At 63.5% G+C, this 19,530-nt stretch carries 19 protein-coding genes; 9 read left to right on the top strand and 10 right to left on the bottom strand.

Annotation, left to right across the window (positions count from 1 at the left end; translation table 11 throughout):
* Window positions 1-495: a DUF6231 family protein gene (locus ACF8SD_RS06920; RefSeq protein WP_054912586.1), complete on the bottom strand. Its 495-nt coding sequence runs from the start codon at window positions 493-495 to the stop codon at window positions 1-3.
* Between the two features lie 159 nt (window positions 496-654).
* Here ACF8SD_RS06920 and ACF8SD_RS06915 point away from each other — a divergent pair, with 159 nt between their 5' ends.
* The 3 genes from ACF8SD_RS06915 (at window position 655) to ACF8SD_RS06905 (ending at window position 2,587) form a co-directional block, all read left to right on the top strand.
* The gene (locus ACF8SD_RS06915; protein WP_009684601.1) at window positions 655-1,350 is read left to right on the top strand and encodes an OmpA family protein; all 696 of its coding nucleotides are present in this window, start codon (window positions 655-657) and stop codon (window positions 1,348-1,350) included.
* Between the two features lie 210 nt (window positions 1,351-1,560).
* A complete protein-coding gene (locus ACF8SD_RS06910; protein WP_392483879.1) occupies window positions 1,561-1,836 on the top strand; it encodes a DUF1145 domain-containing protein in 276 nt (91 codons plus the stop codon).
* Window positions 1,829-2,587 carry a collagen-like protein gene (locus ACF8SD_RS06905; protein WP_392483865.1) on the top strand — a complete coding sequence of 253 codons (759 nt, stop codon included), beginning with the start codon at window positions 1,829-1,831 and terminating at the stop codon, window positions 2,585-2,587. The genes ACF8SD_RS06910 and ACF8SD_RS06905 overlap by 8 nt, the downstream gene beginning before the upstream one ends.
* 91 nt (window positions 2,588-2,678) lie before the next feature.
* On the opposite strand, the gene ACF8SD_RS06900 is transcribed toward ACF8SD_RS06905, so the two are convergent.
* Window positions 2,679-3,143: a CopD family protein gene (locus ACF8SD_RS06900; protein WP_392483864.1), complete on the bottom strand. Its 465-nt coding sequence runs from the start codon at window positions 3,141-3,143 to the stop codon at window positions 2,679-2,681.
* A gap of 98 nt (window positions 3,144-3,241) precedes the next feature.
* Here ACF8SD_RS06900 and dinG point away from each other — a divergent pair, with 98 nt between their 5' ends.
* The 5 genes from dinG (at window position 3,242) to pdxH (ending at window position 10,710) form a co-directional block, all read left to right on the top strand.
* Window positions 3,242-5,386, top strand: a complete 2,145-nt coding sequence (gene dinG, locus ACF8SD_RS06895; RefSeq protein ID WP_392483863.1) for an ATP-dependent DNA helicase DinG — start codon at window positions 3,242-3,244, stop codon at window positions 5,384-5,386.
* A 79-nt stretch (window positions 5,387-5,465) separates the two neighbouring features.
* Window positions 5,466-7,703, top strand: coding sequence for a beta-galactosidase (locus tag ACF8SD_RS06890; RefSeq protein WP_173890822.1), 2,238 nt, complete (start codon window positions 5,466-5,468; stop codon window positions 7,701-7,703).
* A gap of 118 nt (window positions 7,704-7,821) precedes the next feature.
* Window positions 7,822-8,967 (top strand): serine hydrolase domain-containing protein, encoded by a 1,146-nt coding sequence (locus ACF8SD_RS06885; protein WP_392483862.1) that lies wholly within the window; start codon window positions 7,822-7,824, stop codon window positions 8,965-8,967.
* Window positions 8,968-9,066: 99 nt separating this feature from the next.
* Window positions 9,067-10,044: an OmpA family protein gene (locus ACF8SD_RS06880; protein WP_392483861.1), complete on the top strand. Its 978-nt coding sequence runs from the start codon at window positions 9,067-9,069 to the stop codon at window positions 10,042-10,044.
* Between the two features lie 18 nt (window positions 10,045-10,062).
* A complete protein-coding gene (pdxH, locus tag ACF8SD_RS06875; RefSeq protein ID WP_009684611.1) occupies window positions 10,063-10,710 on the top strand; it encodes a pyridoxamine 5'-phosphate oxidase in 648 nt (215 codons plus the stop codon).
* Window positions 10,711-10,822: 112 nt separating this feature from the next.
* Here pdxH and ACF8SD_RS06870 read toward each other — a convergent pair whose 3' ends face one another.
* Window positions 10,823-11,062 (bottom strand): hypothetical protein, encoded by a 240-nt coding sequence (locus ACF8SD_RS06870; protein ID WP_173890820.1) that lies wholly within the window; start codon window positions 11,060-11,062, stop codon window positions 10,823-10,825.
* A gap of 146 nt (window positions 11,063-11,208) precedes the next feature.
* Between ACF8SD_RS06870 and ACF8SD_RS06865 the strand changes: the two genes are divergently transcribed.
* Window positions 11,209-11,673, top strand: coding sequence for a glycine zipper 2TM domain-containing protein (locus ACF8SD_RS06865; RefSeq protein ID WP_009684613.1), 465 nt, complete (start codon window positions 11,209-11,211; stop codon window positions 11,671-11,673).
* A 111-nt stretch (window positions 11,674-11,784) separates the two neighbouring features.
* Here ACF8SD_RS06865 and ACF8SD_RS06860 read toward each other — a convergent pair whose 3' ends face one another.
* The 7 genes from ACF8SD_RS06860 to ACF8SD_RS06830 all read right to left on the bottom strand — a co-directional run bounded on the left by ACF8SD_RS06860 (window position 11,785) and on the right by ACF8SD_RS06830 (window position 19,320).
* On the bottom strand, window positions 11,785-13,392 hold the full coding sequence (locus ACF8SD_RS06860; RefSeq protein ID WP_009684614.1) for an NAD(P)/FAD-dependent oxidoreductase: 1,608 nt from the start codon (window positions 13,390-13,392) through the stop codon (window positions 11,785-11,787).
* A 103-nt stretch (window positions 13,393-13,495) separates the two neighbouring features.
* Entirely contained in the window at window positions 13,496-14,167 is a 672-nt protein-coding gene (locus tag ACF8SD_RS06855; protein ID WP_173890819.1) for a COG3650 family protein, read from the bottom strand.
* Between the two features lie 209 nt (window positions 14,168-14,376).
* The gene (locus ACF8SD_RS06850; RefSeq protein WP_009684616.1) at window positions 14,377-15,078 is read right to left on the bottom strand and encodes an ABC transporter ATP-binding protein; all 702 of its coding nucleotides are present in this window, start codon (window positions 15,076-15,078) and stop codon (window positions 14,377-14,379) included.
* Window positions 15,079-15,846, bottom strand: coding sequence for a high-affinity branched-chain amino acid ABC transporter ATP-binding protein LivG (gene livG / locus ACF8SD_RS06845; RefSeq protein WP_013973920.1), 768 nt, complete (start codon window positions 15,844-15,846; stop codon window positions 15,079-15,081).
* Window positions 15,843-17,099 (bottom strand): high-affinity branched-chain amino acid ABC transporter permease LivM, encoded by a 1,257-nt coding sequence (locus ACF8SD_RS06840; RefSeq protein WP_009684618.1) that lies wholly within the window; start codon window positions 17,097-17,099, stop codon window positions 15,843-15,845. Before ACF8SD_RS06840 ends, livG begins: the two co-directional genes overlap by 4 nt.
* Entirely contained in the window at window positions 17,096-18,019 is a 924-nt protein-coding gene (livH, locus tag ACF8SD_RS06835; RefSeq protein WP_008097482.1) for a high-affinity branched-chain amino acid ABC transporter permease LivH, read from the bottom strand. The genes ACF8SD_RS06840 and livH overlap by 4 nt, the downstream gene beginning before the upstream one ends.
* Window positions 18,020-18,204: 185 nt before the next feature.
* Window positions 18,205-19,320, bottom strand: coding sequence for a branched-chain amino acid ABC transporter substrate-binding protein (locus ACF8SD_RS06830; protein WP_392483860.1), 1,116 nt, complete (start codon window positions 19,318-19,320; stop codon window positions 18,205-18,207).
* Window positions 19,321-19,530 lie beyond the last annotated feature (210 nt).

Here is a 19,530-nt window from a genome sequence, read left to right as displayed (position 1 = left end):
TCACCACCAGTACTTGCCAAAGTTTTCCGGGTTGGCCCAGAACCTGGCGTTGAGCCAGTCCGGGACCTGCTTGTAATCATGCAGATCATAGGTGAACAGGCTCAACACCTGCTCATCGCGGCAGAATTTCTCGCTGGCCGACAATGCCAGGGCGAAAAAATCGGTGTCCTGCCAGCTGCACGCCGCCAGGTCGGCCAGCACGGCAACCCGGCTGGCATTGAGGTTGCGAATGCCGCCCAGCAACTCCAGGCCGGTTCGCTTGGGCAGGTGTTCCAGGCAGTCCACCAGCAACGCCAGGTCGAAACGCTGGGCTGCCAGTTCGGCAGGCAGTGGCCCTGGCGCAGCGGTAGCGATGGTCACCTGCGGGTGCGCTTGGGCAAAGGCGTCCAGCGCCGGGAAGCGGGTGCCCACCAACAGCAGGCGTTGCGGGGTGAAGCGTTCGAGCAGGGCCGCCAGGGCCTGCTGCGGGGTACGTTGGGAAAAACCTGCGGTCATTGCCAATCCTCGTTCAAGTCGTCCAAGACTAGCCGGCTGCAGCGTGCGGGCATAGAGGCATGTGACCGCGCCGTGGCTAATTGCTGGCAGCATTGGAATGCGCGGTCTTTACTCCCAGAGATCGGCCTTATGCCGATTCCCCCTAGGAGAAGCAAAGAAATGAGCATAGTACGCACAGCGTTACCCCTGGTACTGCTCACCAGTGTGTTGACTGGTTGTGCAGGTTTGCAAAAAACCGACTGGCCTAAATGTGCCGCCGTCGGGGGTGTCGGTGGCGCCGCGCTGGGCGCTATCGAAAGTTCCAGCTGGGCTGGCTGGGGCGCGTTGCTGGGCGGCGGCCTGGCGGCGGGTTATTGCTGGGCTCATGGCGATGGCGACGAAGATGGCGATGGCGTGCCGGACAGCCGCGACAAGTGCCCGGGCACCCCACGGGGTGTGCAGGTCGATGCCAACGGTTGCCCGCCGGCTGCGCCGGCGGTGGTCGAGGAAGTGGTGGTGGTGGAGAAGGAAGAAGTCATCGTCATTCGTGATGTGCACTTCGAATTCGACTCTGCACGCCTGACTGCCACTGACAAGGAGCGCCTCAACACGATTGCCACGCGGCTGAAACAGGAAGCGCCCTCTGCCCGCCTGAGTGTCAGCGGCCATACCGACAGCGTTGGCTCCGACAGCTACAACCAGAAACTGTCCGAGCGCCGTGCCCACTCGGTGACCGATTACCTGGTCCAGAGCGGTGTACCGCGCAGCAGCTTCGTTTCGGTGGTGGGTGCCGGTGAAACCCAGCCGGTGGCCGACAATGCCACGGCCGAAGGGCGTGCCATGAACCGCCGTACCGAGATCAAGATCCAGCGCTAGCACGGCGTGCGCCCGTGCCTTGAGCAGTGGCACGGGCGCTTTCTCAGCGCCCCCGACCATGAAACCGAGGACAGGCGCGCGCAACCGACGGGTGGAACTGCACCTCGGCTGACGGGTGCTGGCGCCTGCCTTGGCATTGCAGTTAATGTGGAGCGCACGGCCGGCGCGAACGGGCCGGCACGCCATAACAACAATCAATGGGGGCGGGGTATGAAGTTCATCCTGGGCCTGGGCAAGGTCCTGACAGTCGCATTCTGGGGCGTGGTGTTGTTCAACCAGTTGCTGCCCCAGCCGTTGCCTTTCAACTTGCTGATCAATGCCGTCGGCATCGTTCTGCTCAGCCTGCATCTGCTGGAAGTTCTTTTTTTCAACGGCAGCTTGCGCGGGCGCAGCCACCGTTGGTTCGATCGCCTGCAAATTCTGTTGACGGGAATCTTCCACGTCATGTCCATTCCCCGTGCGCAGGAGGCGCTGCGAAATGCGTAATCTGATACTGCTTGCCCTGGTGGCTGCCCCCTTTGCCCATGCCGAAAGCCTGGACGTTGCCGCCAATTCCATGCTGCGCCTGCCGAGCAAGTCGGCCAGCGTACACCTTGAGCATGTGCGTGTTGCCGATGCCGCCACCCTGATGCTGCCCGAGTCGCTGGCGCAATTGAAGGTCGACCGGTTGGAGCTGGGGCGTGATGCGCGGATTGTCGTGACCCCTGGCGAGCAGCCGTTGCTGATCGACGTGCGTAGCGCGCGCCTGGGTGAGGGCAGCGAGTTCAGTGCCACCGGTGCTGCGGGCAGCTACCAGCGGGCAGCCCGCCCCGGCCGTAGCCTGAACCTGGTACTGGCGCAGGTGGAGGCCCAGCAGCTGGTCATCGACGCCCGGGGCGGCGCCGGTGCACCGGGATACGCTGGGCTCGATGGCGGCAATGGCCAGGCCGGCGGCTGCACCTGGGGCCAGGCCAGCCGCGGGGCCAATGGCGATGACGGCGGCAACGGCCAGGATGGTGCAGCAGGTGGGCGCATACGCCTGAGCTTGCCGCAAGGCTTTGCCCAGGAGCACATCGCCGTGCGCCTCGATGGAGGGGCGCCGGGCAAGCCCGGTGCGCCTGGCAAGGCCGGTAAAGGCGGGGCGAGCAAGGGCTGCCTGGTGTACCGCACCGATGCCGGGGCCAATGGCCGACCGGGGCAGCCGGGCCAGCCCGGCTTGGCGGGGGCGGCGGGCGAGCTGATCCTGCAGCGCCTCTGAACCGTGTGCAGAGGCCTGGGTGCGGCGTTGTCGCAATGGGCCCCACCCACCGGCAGCGCAGGCAGCCCGCCAGGCGAAGGGCTGCCTGCGATCAGATCACCAGCCGCGAACTGGCCACCGCGACCACGGCCAGCCCCAGCAAAAGGTTGATGCCCACCATTCGCCGAATGCGGGCCAGCACCGCCGCACCCGTGGGCCAGTCCTGCGCCTGTACCGCCGCTTTCAACTCTGGCAGCAGCAACGCCTGGATGCGCATGAACAAGGCGAACATGGCGATCCCGCCGCCGATCATCACGTGAATGTACTTCGGCGCAGTCTCGAACCCGCTGAAGCGCAGGTGCAACATGCCGATACCACTTATCGCCAAGATCGCCACCGCCAGCCAGACCCAGACGAAGAAGCGTCGGAAAACTTCCACCCACAAGCGCAGGCGGGCTGGCCCCTCAAGGGCTTTAACCGTGGCGGGGCGCAGCACCAGCCAGGCGAAGAACATGCCGCCAACCCATACCAGGGCGGCCAGAACATGCAGTGTGTAGGGCAGGGTAAAGGCGAGCATCCGGATCTCCATGCGGCACAATAGGCAATAGCGGGGTATGATAGCCGCCCCATGCGAAACACTGAAAATATATCCAGCCCTACGGGCGCCTGCAGACCATGATCAGCAACGAACTCAAAGCCACCATCCAGGGCGCCTATACGCGTTTTCTCGAAGCCAAGAGCCTCAAGCCGCGCTATGGCCAGCGCCTGATGATCGCCGAAGTGGCCAAGGTGCTTGGCGACATTCCCTGCGACGATGAAGGCCGCCGTGCCGGCGAGCCTGCCGTGGTGGCGGTGGAGGCGGGCACCGGTACGGGTAAAACGGTCGCCTACGCGTTGGCGGCGATTCCGGCCGCCAAGGCCGCCGGGAAACGCCTGGTGATCGCCACCGCGACCGTGGCCCTGCAGGAGCAGATCGTCATCAAGGACCTGCCCGACCTGATGCGCAGCAGCGGGCTCAACTTCAGCTTCGCCCTGGCCAAGGGCCGTGGCCGCTATCTGTGCCTGTCGAAACTCGACATCCTGCTGCAGGAAGGCCATGCCCAGTCGGCCACTGCCCAGCTGTTCGAAGAAGAAGGCTTCCGCATCGAAGTCGATGAAAGCAGCCAGAAGCTGTTCAACAGTATGATTGAAAAGCTCGCCGGCAACCGCTGGGACGGTGACCGTGACAGCTGGCCCGAGGCCCTTGAGGACCAGGACTGGGCCCGGCTGACCACCGACCACAGCCAGTGCACCGGTCGCCACTGCCCGAACTTCCAGCAGTGCGTGTTCTACAAAGCCCGTGAGGGGATGGGCAAGGTCGATGTGATCGTCACCAACCACGACATGGTGCTGGCCGACCTGGCCCTGGGGGGCGGCGCAGTATTGCCCGATCCGCGCGATACCTTGTATGTGTTCGACGAAGGCCACCACCTGCCAGACAAGGCCATCGGCCATTTCGCCCATTACTCGCGGCTTCGCTCCACCGCCGACTGGCTGGAGCAGACCGCCAAGAACCTGACCAAACTGCTGGCCCAGCACCCGCTGCCTGGCGACCTGGGCAAATACATCGAGCAGGTGCCGGAGCTGGCGCGGGAAGTCCGCACCCAACAGCAGTTCATGTTCACCCTGTGCGAACAGGTAGCCGACTTCCGCCCGAGCGAGGACACCGAAGGCCGAGAACGGCCGCGTTACCGCTTCGAGGGTGGCGTGGTACCGGAGCAGATCCGCGAGGTCGGCATCGAACTGAAAAAGGGCTTTGCCCGGCTAAACGATCTTTTCACGCGGCTGGCCGACCTGCTCAAGGAGGGCATGGACGGCGAGGTCAGCATCGGTATCGCCAGCCACCAGGCCGAAGAGTGGTACCCGCTGTTCGGCAGCCTCGTCACCCGTGCCCAGGGCAACTGGGAGCTTTGGGCGGCCTTTACCGCCGAAGACCCGGAAGACAGCCCGCCGATGGCGCGCTGGCTCACCCTGGCTGAAAGCGGGGCCTTGTTCGACATCGAAGTCAACGCCAGCCCCATCCTCGCTGCCGAAATGTTGCGCCGCAGCCTGTGGAGCGTGGCCCATGGCGCGCTGGTGACCTCGGCCACACTGACCGCGCTGGGCAAGTTCGACCGCTTCCGCATGCGCTCGGGCTTACCACGCGATGCCGTCACCTGCGTGGTGCCCAGCCCGTTCGTGCATGGCGATGCCGGCCTGCTGCGGGTGCCCGACCTGCAAGCCGACCCGCGCGACGCCACCGCGCATACGGCGGCGATCATCCGTGAGCTGCCGGGTATCGTCGAAGGGGCCCGGGGTGCGCTGGTGCTGTTCTCGTCACGCAAGCAAATGCAGGATGTGTTCGACGGCCTGGACCGGGACTGGCGCAAACTGGTGCTGATCCAGGGCAACCTGTCCAAGCAGGAAACCCTCAACAAGCACAAGGCCCGGGTCGATGATGGCCAGCACAGCGTGCTGTTCGGCCTGGCCAGCTTTGCCGAAGGTGTCGACCTGCCGGGGGCCTATTGCGAGCACGTGGTCATCGCCAAGATTCCGTTCTCGGTGCCCGACGACCCGGTCGAAGCTGCCCTGGCCGAATGGATCGAGGCCCGCGGCGGCAACCCGTTCATGGAAATCGCGGTGCCCGACGCCTCGCTCAAGCTGATCCAGGCCTGCGGTCGGTTGCTGCGTACCGAACAGGACCGCGGCATCATCACCTTGCTTGACCGGCGCCTGGTCACCCAGCGCTATGGCAAGGCTATTCTCAATGCGCTGCCGCCGTTCCGGCGGGAGATTTCCTGATCGCCGGAGCACTTGCTTCGGCGCGCTGTCCATTACTCAGTCCTGGGCCATGACGGCCCTGAAGGAGAGCCCCAGCCTTATGGTCCGCCGTACCCTGCCCGCTGTTTTCGCCCTGTTGTTCAGCTCGTCCGTATGGGCCGGGCAGCAGACGCTGTTTAGCTTCGTGCGCCCGGCCTCGGTGGTCAACGTGGCGACCGAGGATGCCGGTATGCCGCAGTACAACGCAGAGCAGACGGCCGAAGGCGAGGTGCTGCGGCGTGTGGTGTTCAACCCGGCGCAGCGGCCGACCTTGCGCTTGAGCCCGCAAAGTGGTGTGTGGGACTGGTCCAGCGGCAAGTTTCTTACCTTGCGCCTGCAAAGTGCCATGGACTGGGCGCTGACCGTGGATGTCACGGTGCAAGGCAGTGATGGGCGCACCCTGACCAGCCGTATCGACTTGCCGGCCGGCCCGGCGCAAACCGTGATGGTGCCGCTGACTGCCAGCTCGCCGTTGAGCCAGGGCATGCGCGCAGGCCCCCCCATGCCCTGGCTGCACGGCGGCCAGCGGCTGCTGCTGACCAGCAGCGCTGGCGCTGTAGACCTCAAGCAGGTGGCCTCGGTCAGCTTGAGCATTCCCGGCCCCAAGGTCGCCCAGAACCTGTTGATCGAACGGGTGGGCATCCAGGATGACGACCAGGCCTACCAGGCGGCGTACCGTGAGCTGATCGATGCCTATGGGCAGTCCACGCGTGGCAGCTGGCCGGAAAAGGTGGCCAACGACGAACAGCTCAAGGTGGCCGCCAACCGTGAACAGCAGCAACTCAAGGCTTGGCTGGCCGAGCGCGGCAAACAGCAGCTGGATGCCTATGGCGGCCTGCTGGCGGGGCCGGCCTTTGCTGCCGAGGGTTTTTTCCGTACCGAAAAGCGTGATGGCCGCTGGTACCTGGTTACCCCTGATGGCCACCCGTTCTATTCGCTGGGTGTCAATGCCGTGGCAGCCGACGGCGGGCGTACGTACACCGCCGGGCGCGAGGCCATGTTCAAGGCACTGCCGGGAGAGGGTGATGCCCTGGCAGCGTTCTACGGTGAAGGCAACAACGACGACGGCAATGCGTCCTCGCAGGGGCGCAATTTCAAGAAAGGGCGCTGGTTCGACTTCTATGCAGCCAACCTGCAGCGGGCCTATGGCAAGCCCTGCCCGCCGGCGGCAACAGCGCAGCCGGCCGCTTGCCCACCGCTGGTAGTGGACACAGGCCGTTGGCAGGCGCATGCGCTCGACCGTTTGCAGGCTTGGGGTTTCAACACGCTGGGCAACTGGAGCGAGCCTGCCCTCGGCCAGGCCAGGCGCATGCCCTACACCCTGCCGCTGTCGATCGTTGGCGATTACGCCAGCATCAGCACCGGCATGGACTGGTGGGGCCGCATGCCCGACCCGTTCGACCCGCGCTTTGCCATGGCCACCGAACGCGCCGTGGCCATTGCTGCCCGCGATCACCGTGACGATCCCTGGCTGATCGGCTACTTTGCCGATAACGAGCTGGCCTGGGCCGCACCGGGTAGCGAGCCCAAGGCCCGTTATGGCCTGGCCTACGGCACATTGCGCCTGACCACCGACGTGCCTGCCAAGCGCGCCTTCCTCAAGCAGTTGCGTGACAAGTACCGTAACCAGGCGGGGTTGTCCAAGGCTTGGGGTATCGAGCTGAGTGCCTGGGAACTGATGGAAGACCCAGGCTTCGAGGCACCGCTGCCCAGCCCGGAGCACCCGGAAATCGAACGGGACTACCAGCACTTCCAGCAGGTGTTCGCCGAAACCTACTTCAAGACCATTTCCGATGCCTTGAAATGGCATGCACCCAACCACCTGTTGCTGGGGGGCCGTTATGCCGTGAGTACACCAGAGGCGGTCAACGCCTGCGCCGAGTTCTGCGATGTACTCAGTTTCAACTTTTATACGCTCAAGCCGCAGGACGGCTACGATTTCGCCCGCCTGGCCGAGCTGGACAAGCCGGTGCTGGTGTCTGAATTCCAGTTCGGTTCGCGTGATCGCGGCCCATTCTGGCCGGGGCCACTGGAGCTGGCGCGTGAGGAAGACCGCGGTCCGGCCTATGCCAATTTCCTCACTGCCGCCCTGCAACAACCAATGATCGTGGGCGCGCACTGGTTCCAGTACCTCGACCAGCCGGCCAGCGGTCGCCTGCTCGATGGCGAGAACGGCCACTTGGGGCTGGTGGCGATCACTGATGTGCCGTACCCCGGTTTTGTCGATGCCGTGCGCAAGGCCAACGCGCAGGTCATGGGGCAGCTGCGCACTGGCCTGGAGAAGAACCGGGCACCCTGATTACAGGCGGGGGCGGTGCGCTCGGCATCGCGACCGCCGGGCTCAAGCCAGTTTGCAAAACGCCCAACTACTGAAACAATGCAGACCTTTTTGACTATCGTCATACGGAGAGCAGCGGGTGCAGATCCAGGGTCACTATGAGCTGAAGTTCGAAGCCGTGCGCGAGGCCTTTGCCGCGCTGTTCGATGATCCCCAGGAGCGTGGCGCAGCGCTGTGCATCCAGGTGGGGGGCGAAACCGTGGTCGACCTGTGGGCCGGCAGTGCAGACAAGGACGGCCAGCAGGCGTGGCACAGCGACACCATCGCCAACCTGTTTTCCTGCACCAAGACCTTCACCGCGGTGACCGCACTGCAGCTGGTCGGGGAGGGCAAGCTGGCACTCGATGCGCCGGTGGCCCACTACTGGCCCGAGTTTGCCCAAGCCGGTAAGCAAGCGATCACCCTGCGCCAGCTGCTCAGCCACCGCGCGGGTTTGCCTGCCATACGCGAGCTGCTGCCGGCCGAAGCTTTGTACGACTGGCAGGTCATGGTCGATGCCTTGGCGGCCGAAACGCCGTGGTGGGCCCCTGGCACGGAGCACGGGTATGCCGCCATCACCTACGGCTGGCTGATCGGCGAACTGATTCGCCGGGCCGACGGCCGGGCCCCGGGTGACTCGATCGTGGCGCGTACCGCCCGCCCGCTAGGGCTGGACTTTCATGTTGGCTTGGCCGACGAAGCGTTTCCCCGTGTGGCGCATATTGCCCGCGGCAAGGGCAACCCCGGCGATGCCGCGGCGCAGCGCTTGCTGCAGGTGACCCTGCGCGAGCCCGAGGCCTTGTCCACCCGTGCCTTTACCAACCCCCCGGCGATCCTGACCAGCACCAACAAGCCGCAATGGCGGCGCATGCAGCAGCCGGCGGCCAACGGCCACGGCAACGCACGCAGCCTGGCAGGGTTCTATGCCGGTTTGCTGGACGGCAGCCTGCTCAAGTCCGAATTGCTCGACGAACTGACCCGCGAACACAGCCTTGGCCAGGACCGCACCTTGCTCACCCAGACCCGCTTCGGTCTGGGCTGCATGCTTGATCAGCCGGAGGTGGCCAACGCCACCTTCGGCCTGGGGCGCCGCGCCTTTGGCCACCCTGGGGCCGGCGGTTCTGTGGGGTTCGCCGACCCTGAACATGATGTCGCGTTCGGTTTCGTGGTCAATACCCTCGGGCCTTATGTGCTCATGGACCCGCGGGCGCAAAAACTGGTCCGTGTGCTTGCCGGTTGCCTTTGATCGGGTAATGCGGGTATTGCTTCGGCCCTTTGACTATCCTCAATGCCAACGCCTGAAGTGCCTAGGCAAAATATCTTTCTATTTCATGGTGTATCGCTGATGTCTTCACATAAAACCTTAGCACTCGCCCTGTGTCTGACCGCCGTTACCGGTTGCGCCAGCCACTCCCCGGAGGGCTCCAAGGAAGGTGGTTCCAGCTGGTGGCCTTTCGGTTCGGACAAGGTCGCCGAGCAGGAAGTGAAGGCAGCCGTCACAGACAATGTGGCCAAGGCCGATGCCAAGTCGGAAAGCACCAGCCGCTGGTGGTGGCCGTTCGGCGGTGACGACCAGCAAGCCAAGGGCCCTGTGGTGCCTAAAATCGACCAGCAGGCGACCCAGGCCTGGCTGGACGAGTATGAGCCAAAGCTGCGCGAAGCCATCAAGGACAGCAAGCTGGAACTGGAGCGCCGCGACAACGTGTTGGCCGTGACCCTGCCGGTGGACAGCTCGTACAACCCAGACCGCCCGAACATGCTGCTGCCCATGTCGCTTGGCCCGATCACCCGGGTTGCCAAAACGGTTGAAGGCGACCCTAAGACCGCCGTACTGGTATTAGGCCATGCCGACACCAGCGGTGCCGCTGCTGCCAACCAGAAGCTCAGCCTGGAACGCGCCGCGTCGGTTTCGGCTATTTTCCGCCTCAGCGGCCTGCAGCGTGACCGCCTGACCCTCAAGGGTATGGGTTCGGTAATGCCGCGTGCTGCCAATGACAGCCCCGAGGGCCGTGCCCTCAACCGCCGCGTGGAAATGCTGCTGACCCCGCAAAACACCATGGTCGCGTTGCTGGCCAAGTACCAACAGGCTGCTCCGGCACCGGCGCCGGCCGCAATGGTGGCAGTGCAGGATGCCAAGGCGCCTGCCGCCAGGCCGGCCACCAGCAAGCCGGCTGCCAAGCCCGCAGCGAAAAAGCCCGTGGCCAAGGCCAAGGCGCCTGCGAAAACCACTGCCAAGAAAAAAGCCGCGCCAGCCAAGCCTGTCGCCAAGAAAGCTACCACCGACAAGAAAGTAGCTGCCAATAGCCCTGCGAAAACCAACTGATCGTCAAGGAACGCAGCAATGACCCAATCCCTGGCCGATATGCGCCGCGACTACACCCGTGATGGCCTGGCAGAAGCCCAGGCTCCGGGCGAGCCGTTCGCCCTGTTTCACCAGTGGTTCGCCGATGCGGTCAAAACCGAGCAGGCACCGGTGGAAGCCAACGCCATGACCTTGGCCACGGTGGACGGCGAGGGCCGTCCGCATTGCCGGGTATTGTTGCTAAAAGGGCTCGATGAGCAGGGTTTCACCTTTTTCACCAATTACGACAGCGCCAAAGGCCAGCACCTGCAAGCCAACCCGTTTGCAGCCATGACCTTTTTCTGGCCGGCGCTGGAGCGCCAGGTGCGGATCGAGGGGCGGGTGGTGAAGGTGTCGGCCAAAGAGTCGGACGACTATTACCAGGTACGCCCACTGGGCAGCCGCCTAGGCGCCTGGGCATCACCGCAGAGCCGGGTGATTGCCGGGCGTGAAGAGCTGGAAGGGCTGGTGAAGGCCACCGAAGCGCGGTTTTCCGACACCCAGCCACACTGCCCGGAACATTGGGGTGGCTATCGCTTGCTGCCTGAGCGGGTCGAGTTCTGGCAGGGGCGGGCGAGCCGTTTGCATGACCGCCTCAACTACCGGCGGGTCGATGGGCAGTGGCTGCGGGAGCGGTTGGCGCCCTGAGATTTTCCAGAGCTTGCCATGCCCTTTCGCGACACCGCGACAGGGCATGGCCTTGCGGCCCATCGCTGGCAAGCCGGGCTCCCACAGGTGAGATCAAGGCATGGTCGGTCTTTCAACGTGACCTTGAATACTCCACCGCCTCCCGTTGCAGCCAGCCTGCCAGTTCCCTGCGCTTCACCTTCGCCAGCCGCGCCTGCTCCAGCCTCTGCAGCATGAACGCGCGTTTGTGCGGATCAGCCCCTGCCAGCGACAACGCCAGGTCGCGGTCCATCCAGCGGCGCATGCGCATGTACAGCCACCCGTGGAAATAAAGCCCCGCAACGGTGGCCACCACGACGATGAAGTAATCCATGGCTATCCTTGGTCTCAATTGAAGCGCCATGGCACAGCCGCGCTGGCTGTACCCCGGCTGAATGAAAACAACTTTATTGCGTTTGTACCGTGACAGCCGTCAATGTGCAGCGTCTAATGAGCACCTGACTTATGGAGATTTTACCCATGCGTAAATCCGCTTTGCTGGTGGCAACCTTTACCACCATGTCGCTGCTGCTAGGGGGCTGTGCCTCGAGCCTGACCGGCGATAGCTACTCCCGTGATGAGGCCCGCCGCGTGCAAACCGTACGGATGGGCACTATCGAATCCCTGCGCCCGGTCAAGATCGAGGGTACCAAGACCCCGATCGGTGGTGGTGCGGGCGCCATTGTCGGTGGTGTGGCGGGCAGCGCCGTCGGCGGTGGCCGTGGCAGCATCGTTGCCGCAGTCATCGGTGCCGTTGCCGGCGGCCTGGCGGGTTCCGCTGCCGAAGAAGGCCTGACCCGTACCCAGGGTGTCGAGATCACTGTGCGTGAAGACGACGGCAGCATGCGTGCCTATGTCCAGGCCGTGCAGGAAAACGAAATCTTCCGTGTGGGCGACCGTGTGCGCATCATGACTGTTGACGGCACCAGCCGCGTTTCGCACTGAGCGTAGCGCAGTCAAAAAAACCCCGACTGGCGACTGCCAGTCGGGGTTTTTTTTATGCTTCAGGCTGGTGGCAGAGCCGGGGTACGCGAACCACGGCTCGGCTGACCCTCGTCAAAGGCCCAGCATGTCCCGCGCTACCGCTTCGGCAATGCGAATGCCGTCGACCCCTGCCGATAGGATGCCGCCGGCATAACCTGCGCCTTCGCCGGCCGGGAACAGCCCTTTGAGGTTCAGGCTCTGATAGTCCTCGCCGCGGGTGATGCGCAGCGGCGAGGAGGTCCGTGTTTCGATCCCGGTCAACACCGCATCAGGCAGGTTATAACCCTTGATCTGCCGGTCGAATGCCGGCAGTGCCTCGCGGATCGCCTCAATGGCGAACGCCGGTAGGCTTGGTGCCAGATCGCCCAGGGTCACGCCCGGCTTGTAGGATGGCTCGACACTGCCCAGCGCGGTCGACGGCCGCCCCGCAACGAAGTCACCCACCAGCTGTGCCGGCGCCTGGTAATTGCTGCCCCCCATCACGTAGGCATGGGCCTCCAGGCGCTCCTGCAGTTCGATACCGGCCAGCGGGCTGCCGGGGTAGTCGCGTTCGGGGTCGATACCGACGACGATGCCGGAGTTGGCGTTGCGTTCGTTACGCGAGTACTGGCTCATGCCGTTGGTGACTACCCGGCCCGGTTCGCTGGTTGCGGCGACCACGGTGCCGCCTGGGCACATGCAGAAGCTGTATACCGAACGGCCGTTACTGGCGTGGTACACCAGCTTGTAGTCGGCAGCCCCCAGTTTCGGGTGACCGGCGTATTTGCCCAGGCGCGCCTTGTCGATGAGCGTTTGCGGGTGCTCGATGCGAAAGCCCACCGAGAATGGCTTGGCTTCCATGTACACGCCTTTGGCATGCAGCATACGGAAGGTGTCGCGGGCACTGTGGCCCAAGGCCAGAACCACATGGCGCGAGTGCAGTTGCTCGCCGCTTTCCAGCACCACGCCGGTCAACTGGCCATCTTCGATCAGCAGGTCGGTGACCTTTTCCTGGAAGCGCACTTCGGCACCGAGGGCGATCATGTCCTGACGCATCTGCTCGACCATGCCGGTCAGGCGGAAGGTACCGATGTGCGGCTTGTTGATATACAGGATCTCGTCGGGTGCGCCGGCCTTGACGAACTCTTCCAGCACTTTGCGGCCGTGGTGCTGCGGGTCCTTGATCTGGCTGTACAGTTTGCCGTCCGAGAAGGTGCCGGCGCCGCCTTCGCCGAACTGCACATTGGACTCGGGGTTGAGCACGCTCTTGCGCCACAGGCCCCAAGTGTCCTTGGTGCGCTGGCGCACTTCCTTGCCGCGTTCGAGGATGATCGGCTTGAAGCCCATCTGCGCCAGCAGCAGGCCGGCAAAAATGCCACATGGGCCAAAGCCGACCACGATCGGGCGTTCCTGCAGGCCGGCCGGGGCCTGGCCAACGAACTTGTAGGTCACGTCCGGGGCTGGGCCGATGTTGCGATCATCGGCGAACTTGGCAAGCAGCTCGGCTTCGTTGCTGGCTTGCAGGTCGATGGTGTAGATGAACAGCAGTTCGCTGTTCTTCTTGCGCGCATCGTAGCTGCGCTTGAACAGGTTGAAGCTGAGCAGTTGCTCGTCGCGGATGCCCAGGCGCTGGACGATGGCGTCACGCAGCGCTTCGTCGGGGTGGTCCAGGGGCAGCTTCAGTTCGGTGATTCGTAGCATGGCAGGGTCCAGTATCCCGGCCATGGGCGGCCGGCGGCTTTACACAAACCGCCAAGTATAAGCTGTTAGCCGCCTCGACTGGCAGGATAAAAGCGCCCGGTGATCAGTTGTCGCGTGCGCCGCCGTAGTAGCCGCAGCCTTGTAAGGTCTTGCCGTCGATGCGCAATTCGGCACGCAGGTGGTCAACGGCCCCAGTGGCGCTGTCTACGCAGCGCTGTGGTGCGACCCACAGTTCCACATGCTGACCGTTGGCTTCGCTGGTCAGGGTCAGGCCGCCACCGGGGACTTCTTCTTCAAGGAAAGGCAGGGGCAGGGGCGCTTGCCCCACGCGGTTGAGCACCATGCCCTTGCCACTGGCCTTGACGTCCCAGCCCGGCTCGTGGCCGCTGGCGCGCAGGGTCAGTTGCCTGAAATTGGGGTCTTCGCAGGCGCGGGTGGACGGTTCCAGCCGGTACAGGCGACGCACTTCCAGCTGGCCGTCGCTGTTGGCCTGCTTGCTGCCGGTGAGGCGGCCGCGCACATCGGCGAACAGCTTGTCATTGGCACCCTTAGCCAGGTTGGCGGCTTCTTGCAGGATGCCGGTGGCGCCAGCGTCATTGATCACGAAGGTACGGTTTTCGCTGCAAGGCTTGAACAGCAGCTGGCCACCGGCAGCGCGCAGTTCGCCCTGCATGCGCGTGGTGCCGATGTTCGGGTCGCTGGGGGCGTCAGCCATCAGTTGGCAGCCGGCGAACAGGGGCAGGGCGGTGAGCAGCAGGGTGGGGGTGAGGCGCATGGGGCGGGCTCCGGGATCTTTGCCGTGAAAGCTGGCCACGTTACGCAGGCTGGCGGTGGATCTCAAGTTAATGGTTGCTCGCACAAGTCCCCACTGCTCTGAGGATTGCGGGGGGCATTTGTAGGCACTGGCTTGCCGGCGATAGGGCCAGTGCAGACGACACGTTCCTTGCAGACAGAAAAAAGGGCCTGTGAAGGCCCTTTCCCCAATCAGCCACCCAGATACGCGTCGCGCACCTTCGGGTCGGTCAACAAGGCTTCCCCTGTACCTTGCATCACCACCCGGCCGTTTTCCAGCACATATGCCCGGTCAGCAATCTTCAGCGCCTGGTTGGCGTTCTGTTCCACCAGGAACACCGTTACGCCGTCGCGGCGCAACTGTTCGATGATGTCGAAGATCTGCTGGATGATGATTGGCGCCAGACCCAACGAGGGTTCGTCGAGCAGCAGGAGCTTGGGCTTGCTCATCAGCGCACGGCCAATGGCGAGCATCTGCTGCTCGCCACCCGACATGGTGCCGCCACGCTGTGAGTAGCGCTCCTTGAGGCGCGGGAACAACTGCAGGACTTTGTCCAGCTGCGCCTGATAGTCGCCTTTGTCGGTGAAGAAACCACCCATCGCCAGGTTCTCCTCGACAGTCAGGCGGGCGAACACGCGGCGGCCTTCCGGTACCACCGCGATGCTCTTGCGCATGATGTGCGAGGACGGCTGGCCGACCAGTTCTTCACCCAGGTACTTGATGCTGCCGCTGTGCGCCTGGGGTGAGCCGCACAGGGTCATCAGCAGGGTCGACTTGCCGGCCCCGTTGGCACCGATCAGGGTGACGATCTCGCCCTGGTTGATCTCCACGTTGACGCTGTGCAGTGCCTGGATCTTGCCGTAAAAGGTGGAAACGTTCTCGAACTTCAGCATTTACGCTTCCCCCAGGTAGGCTTTGATCACATCAGGGTTGTCGCGGATTTCCTCCGGCGTGCCGTGGGCCAGGGGGGTGCCCTGGTTGATGACCACAATATGGTCGGAAATGCTCATCACCAGCTTCATGTCGTGCTCGATCAGCAGCACGGTAACGTTGTGCGACTCACGCAGGTAGGCGATCAGGGCCTTGAGGTCTTCGGTTTCCTTGGGGTTCAGGCCAGCTGCCGGCTCGTCGAGCATGATGATGCGCGGCTGGGTCATCATGCAGCGGGCGATTTCCAGGCGGCGCTGCTGGCCGTAGGCCAGGGTGCCGGCGGTACGGTTGGCGAACTCGGTCAGGTTGACCTTTTCCAGCCAGTACTGCGCGCGCTCCATGGCCTCCTTTTCGCTGCGGCGGAAGCTCGGGGTCTTGAACAGGCCGGCGAAGAAGTTGGTGTTGAGGTGACGGTGCTGGGCGATCAGCAGGTTTTCCAGCGCGGTCATTTCCTTGAACAGGCGCACGTTCTGGAAGGTGCGCACCACGCCTTTGCGGGCGATCTGGTGCCCGGCCAGGCCCTGGATGGGTTGGCCATCGAGCAGGATGGTGCCGCCGCTGGGCTTGTAGAAGCCGGTCAGGCAGTTGAACACCGTGGTCTTGCCGGCGCCGTTCGGCCCGATCAGTGCCACCACCTGTTTTTCCTTGACGGTCAGGCCCACGCCGTTGACCGCCAACAAGCCGCCGAAGCGCATGCTCAGGCCGCTGACTTGCAGAATTTCGCGGCTCATCGACGCAGCTCCATGTGTGGACGTTGCATAGGCAGCAGGCCTTGCGGACGCCAGATCATCATCAACACCATCAGCGCACCGAACATCAGCATCCGGTATTCGCTGAACTCTCGCATCAGCTCTGGCAGCAGGATCATCACGATGGCCGCGAGGATCACGCCCAGCTGTGAGCCCATACCGCCGAGCACGACGATGGCGAGGATGATCGCCGACTCGATGAAGGTGAACGACTCCGGCGTCACCAGGCCTTGGCGCGCAGCGAAGAAGCTGCCAGCGAAACCGGCGAAGCAGGCACCCAGGGTGAACGCCGAAAGCTTGATCACCGTCGGGTTGAGGCCCAGTGCACGGCAGGCGATCTCGTCTTCGCGCAGGGCTTCCCAGGCGCGGCCGATCGGCATGCGCAGCAGGCGGTTGATGACGAACAGTGCGAGCAGGGCCAGCAGCAGGGCCACCAGGTAGAGGAAGATGACCTTGTTGATCGAGTTGTACGGCAGGCCGAAGAACTCATGGAAGGTCTGCATGCCCTCGGCGGCACGGCGTTCGAAGGTCAGGCCGAAGAACTCCGGCTTGGGGATGTTGCTGATGCCGTTGGGGCCGCCGGTCCAGTCGGTGAGGTTACGCAGGAACAGGCGGATGATCTCGCCGAAGCCGAGCGTCACGATCGCCAGGTAGTCGCCGCGCAGGCGCAGCACCGGGAAGCCGAGCAGGAAGCCGAAGGTGGCGGCCATCAGGCCGGCGATCGGCAGGCATACCCAGAAGCTCCACCCCAGGTAATGCGACAGCATGGCGTAGCTGTAGGCGCCGACGGCGTAGAAACCCACGTAACCCAGGTCGAGCAGGCCCGCCAGGCCAACCACGATGTTCAGGCCCAGGCCCAGCAGCACGTAGATCAGGATCAGCGTGGCAATGTCGACCGCGCCGCGTGAACCAAAGAACGGCCACACCAATGCGGCGACGATCAGGCCCATGATCACGTAGCGCTGGGTTTTCGGCAGGGTCAGGTAGTTGCTGACCGCCGGTGGGATCAGTTTGCGGTCCGAACGGCGGCCCATCACCGCACTCCACTGCCGGTCGAACAGTACCCGCAGGAACATCAGTAGCGAACACACGGCAATGATGCTGATGGTGAACGTGCCTTGGCTGTGCACGACCAGGCTGATGCCGTCGATGCTCAGTTTCAGGCCCAGCACCGGGAAGGCCACGGCCCAGACCAGCAAGGCGCTGAAGAACGCCTGTTTGAGATTTCTGTTCATACTTTTTCAACCTCCGGGCGGCCCAGGATGCCGGTCGGCCGGAATAGCAGGACAAGAACCAACAAGCCGAATGCCACGACGTCCTTGTACTGGTCACCGAAGATATCGGCGCCGAACGCTTCGGCCACGCCCAGCACCAGCCCGCCGAGCATGGCGCCCGGGATGCTGCCGATGCCACCCAGTACCGCCGCCGTGAAGGCCTTCAGGCCCACCAGGAAGCCGGCGTTGGGGTTGATCACCCCGTACTGCATGCTCAGCAGTACGGCCGCCACGGCTGCCAGGGCGGCACCGATGACGAAGGTGAGGGCGATGATGTTGTTGGTGTTGATGCCCAGCAGGTTGGCCATCTTGATGTCCTCGGCGCAGGCGCGGCAGGCGCGACCCAGGCGGGAACGGGAGATGAACAGTGTGAGCAGGGTCATGGCCACCAGGGTGACCACGAACACCAGGATCTGCATGTAGCTGATCAGTACCTCCTCCGCGCCACCTGGCCCGAACGAGAAGCTGCCGGGGATCAGGTTGGGGATGGACTTGTCCTTGGAGTCTTGCGACAGCAAGACCGTGTTCTGCAGGAAGATCGACATACCAATCGCGGAAATCAGCGGGATCAGGCGGTTGCTGTTGCGCAGGGGGCGGTAGGCAACCCGTTCGATGCTGTAACCGTAGGCACTGGTGACGAAGATCGTCGCGACGAAGGCAACGGTCATCAGGATGGGCAGCGAGTGGATGCCCATCATGGCCAGGCCCGCCAGGGCGATGAAGGCCACATACGAACCGATCATGTACACCTCGCCGTGGGCGAAGTTGATCATGCCGATGATGCCGTACACCATCGTGTAACCGATGGCGATCAAGGCATAGGTGCTGCCGATGGTCAATCCATTAACCAGTTGTTGGAAGAAATGGTAGATCTCAGGCATTACAGCGCTCCTAAAAACCTGATTTGCATTTCGCTGGCGAGGGTAAGGCCAGGAAACCGCGGGTGACGGTTTTAAGATTTTCAGGTGAGCTCGCCCCCGGATCGCGGGGGCCAGGCCCATGAACCTCGTAAAACAAAGCCCACTGCTCGCACAGTGGGCTCCTAGGTCAGCTATTAGTCACGCAGTTACTGAGGGGAGACTTCGGTCTTCGGCTTGCCGAAGTGCCATTCGTAGACCACGAACTTGAAGTCTTTCAGGTCGCCTTTGGCGTCGTAGGACAGCTCGCCGGTCGGGGTTTTGAAGGTGCCGGCGTGGATGGCCTCGGCCACCTTGTCGGTGTCTTCGGACTTGGCGGCCTTGATGCCTTGGGCGATCAGTTCCACAGCCGAGTAGGCAGGGAATACGAACGGGCCGCTTGGGTCCTTGCCGTCAGCCTTGATGGCGTCGACGATCTTCTTGTTCGCAGGGTCGGCGTCGAACGACTTCGGCAGGGTGACCAGCAGGCCTTCGGAGGCGTTCTGGGCGATCTGCGAGATGGAGTCGTTGCCCACGCCTTCCGGGCCCATGAATTTGGCTTTCAGGCCTTTTTCCTGAGCCTGGCGCAGGATCAGGCCCAGCTCTGGGTGGTAGCCACCGTAGTAGACGAAGTCGACGTTGTTCTGCTTGAGCTTCTGGATGATCGAGGAGAAGTCCTTGTCACCGGCGTTCAGGCCCTCGAACACGGCGACCTTGGCGCCTTTTTTCTCCAGGGTCTGCTTGACCGCGGTGGCAATGCCTTCACCGTACTGCTGCTTGTCGTGCAGTACCGCTACCACTTTCGGTTTGACGAAATCGGCGATGTAGTTGCCGGCCGCCGGGCCTTGGGCGCTGTCCAGGCCGATGGTGCGGAAGATCAGCTTGTAACCACGGTCAGTGATTTCCGGCGAAGTGGCGGCCGGGGTGATCATGATCACGCCTTCGTCTTCGTAGATGTCCGATGCCGGCTGGGTGGAGCTGGAGCACAGGTGGCCGATGACGAACTTGACGCCGTCGTTGACCACCTTGTTGGCGACTGCCACGGCCTGTTTGGGGTCGCAAGCGTCGTCGTATTCCTTGGCCTCAAGCATTTTGCCATCGACGCCGCCAGCGGCGTTGATATCCTTGATGGCTTGCTTGGCGCCGATGAACTGCATGTCGCCGTACTGGGTCACAGGGCCGGTTTTGGGGCCGGCGATGCCGATCTTGATGGTATCGGCGGCAAACGAATGGCTGGCTACCCCGGCCAGTACCATCGCGGCGAACAGCTTGGAAATCTTGATCATAGTGCTCCACTCATTCTGTTGTAATTCTTATAGTCCTGGCGGCCAGGGCTACAGACCGGGCGGGATTTGCGGCGTGGCCATGCCAACGCGCAAGCCCACCTTTCCCCCGGAACATGTCCCGGAACTGTACCGGTACAGTGTAGAGCGCTGTCGGATCGCTTGAAAAGCGGTCAAAAAGTGCCTGCTTCCTGGGTTGTCGCTTGATCGAAA

It is taken from the genome of Pseudomonas sp. CJQ_9, assembly GCF_043106615.1.
GTDB lineage: Bacteria > Pseudomonadota > Gammaproteobacteria > Pseudomonadales > Pseudomonadaceae > Aquipseudomonas > Aquipseudomonas juntendi.
Note: the sequence above shows the minus strand (reverse complement) of the source record. Positions and strands in the feature narration are given on the sequence as shown.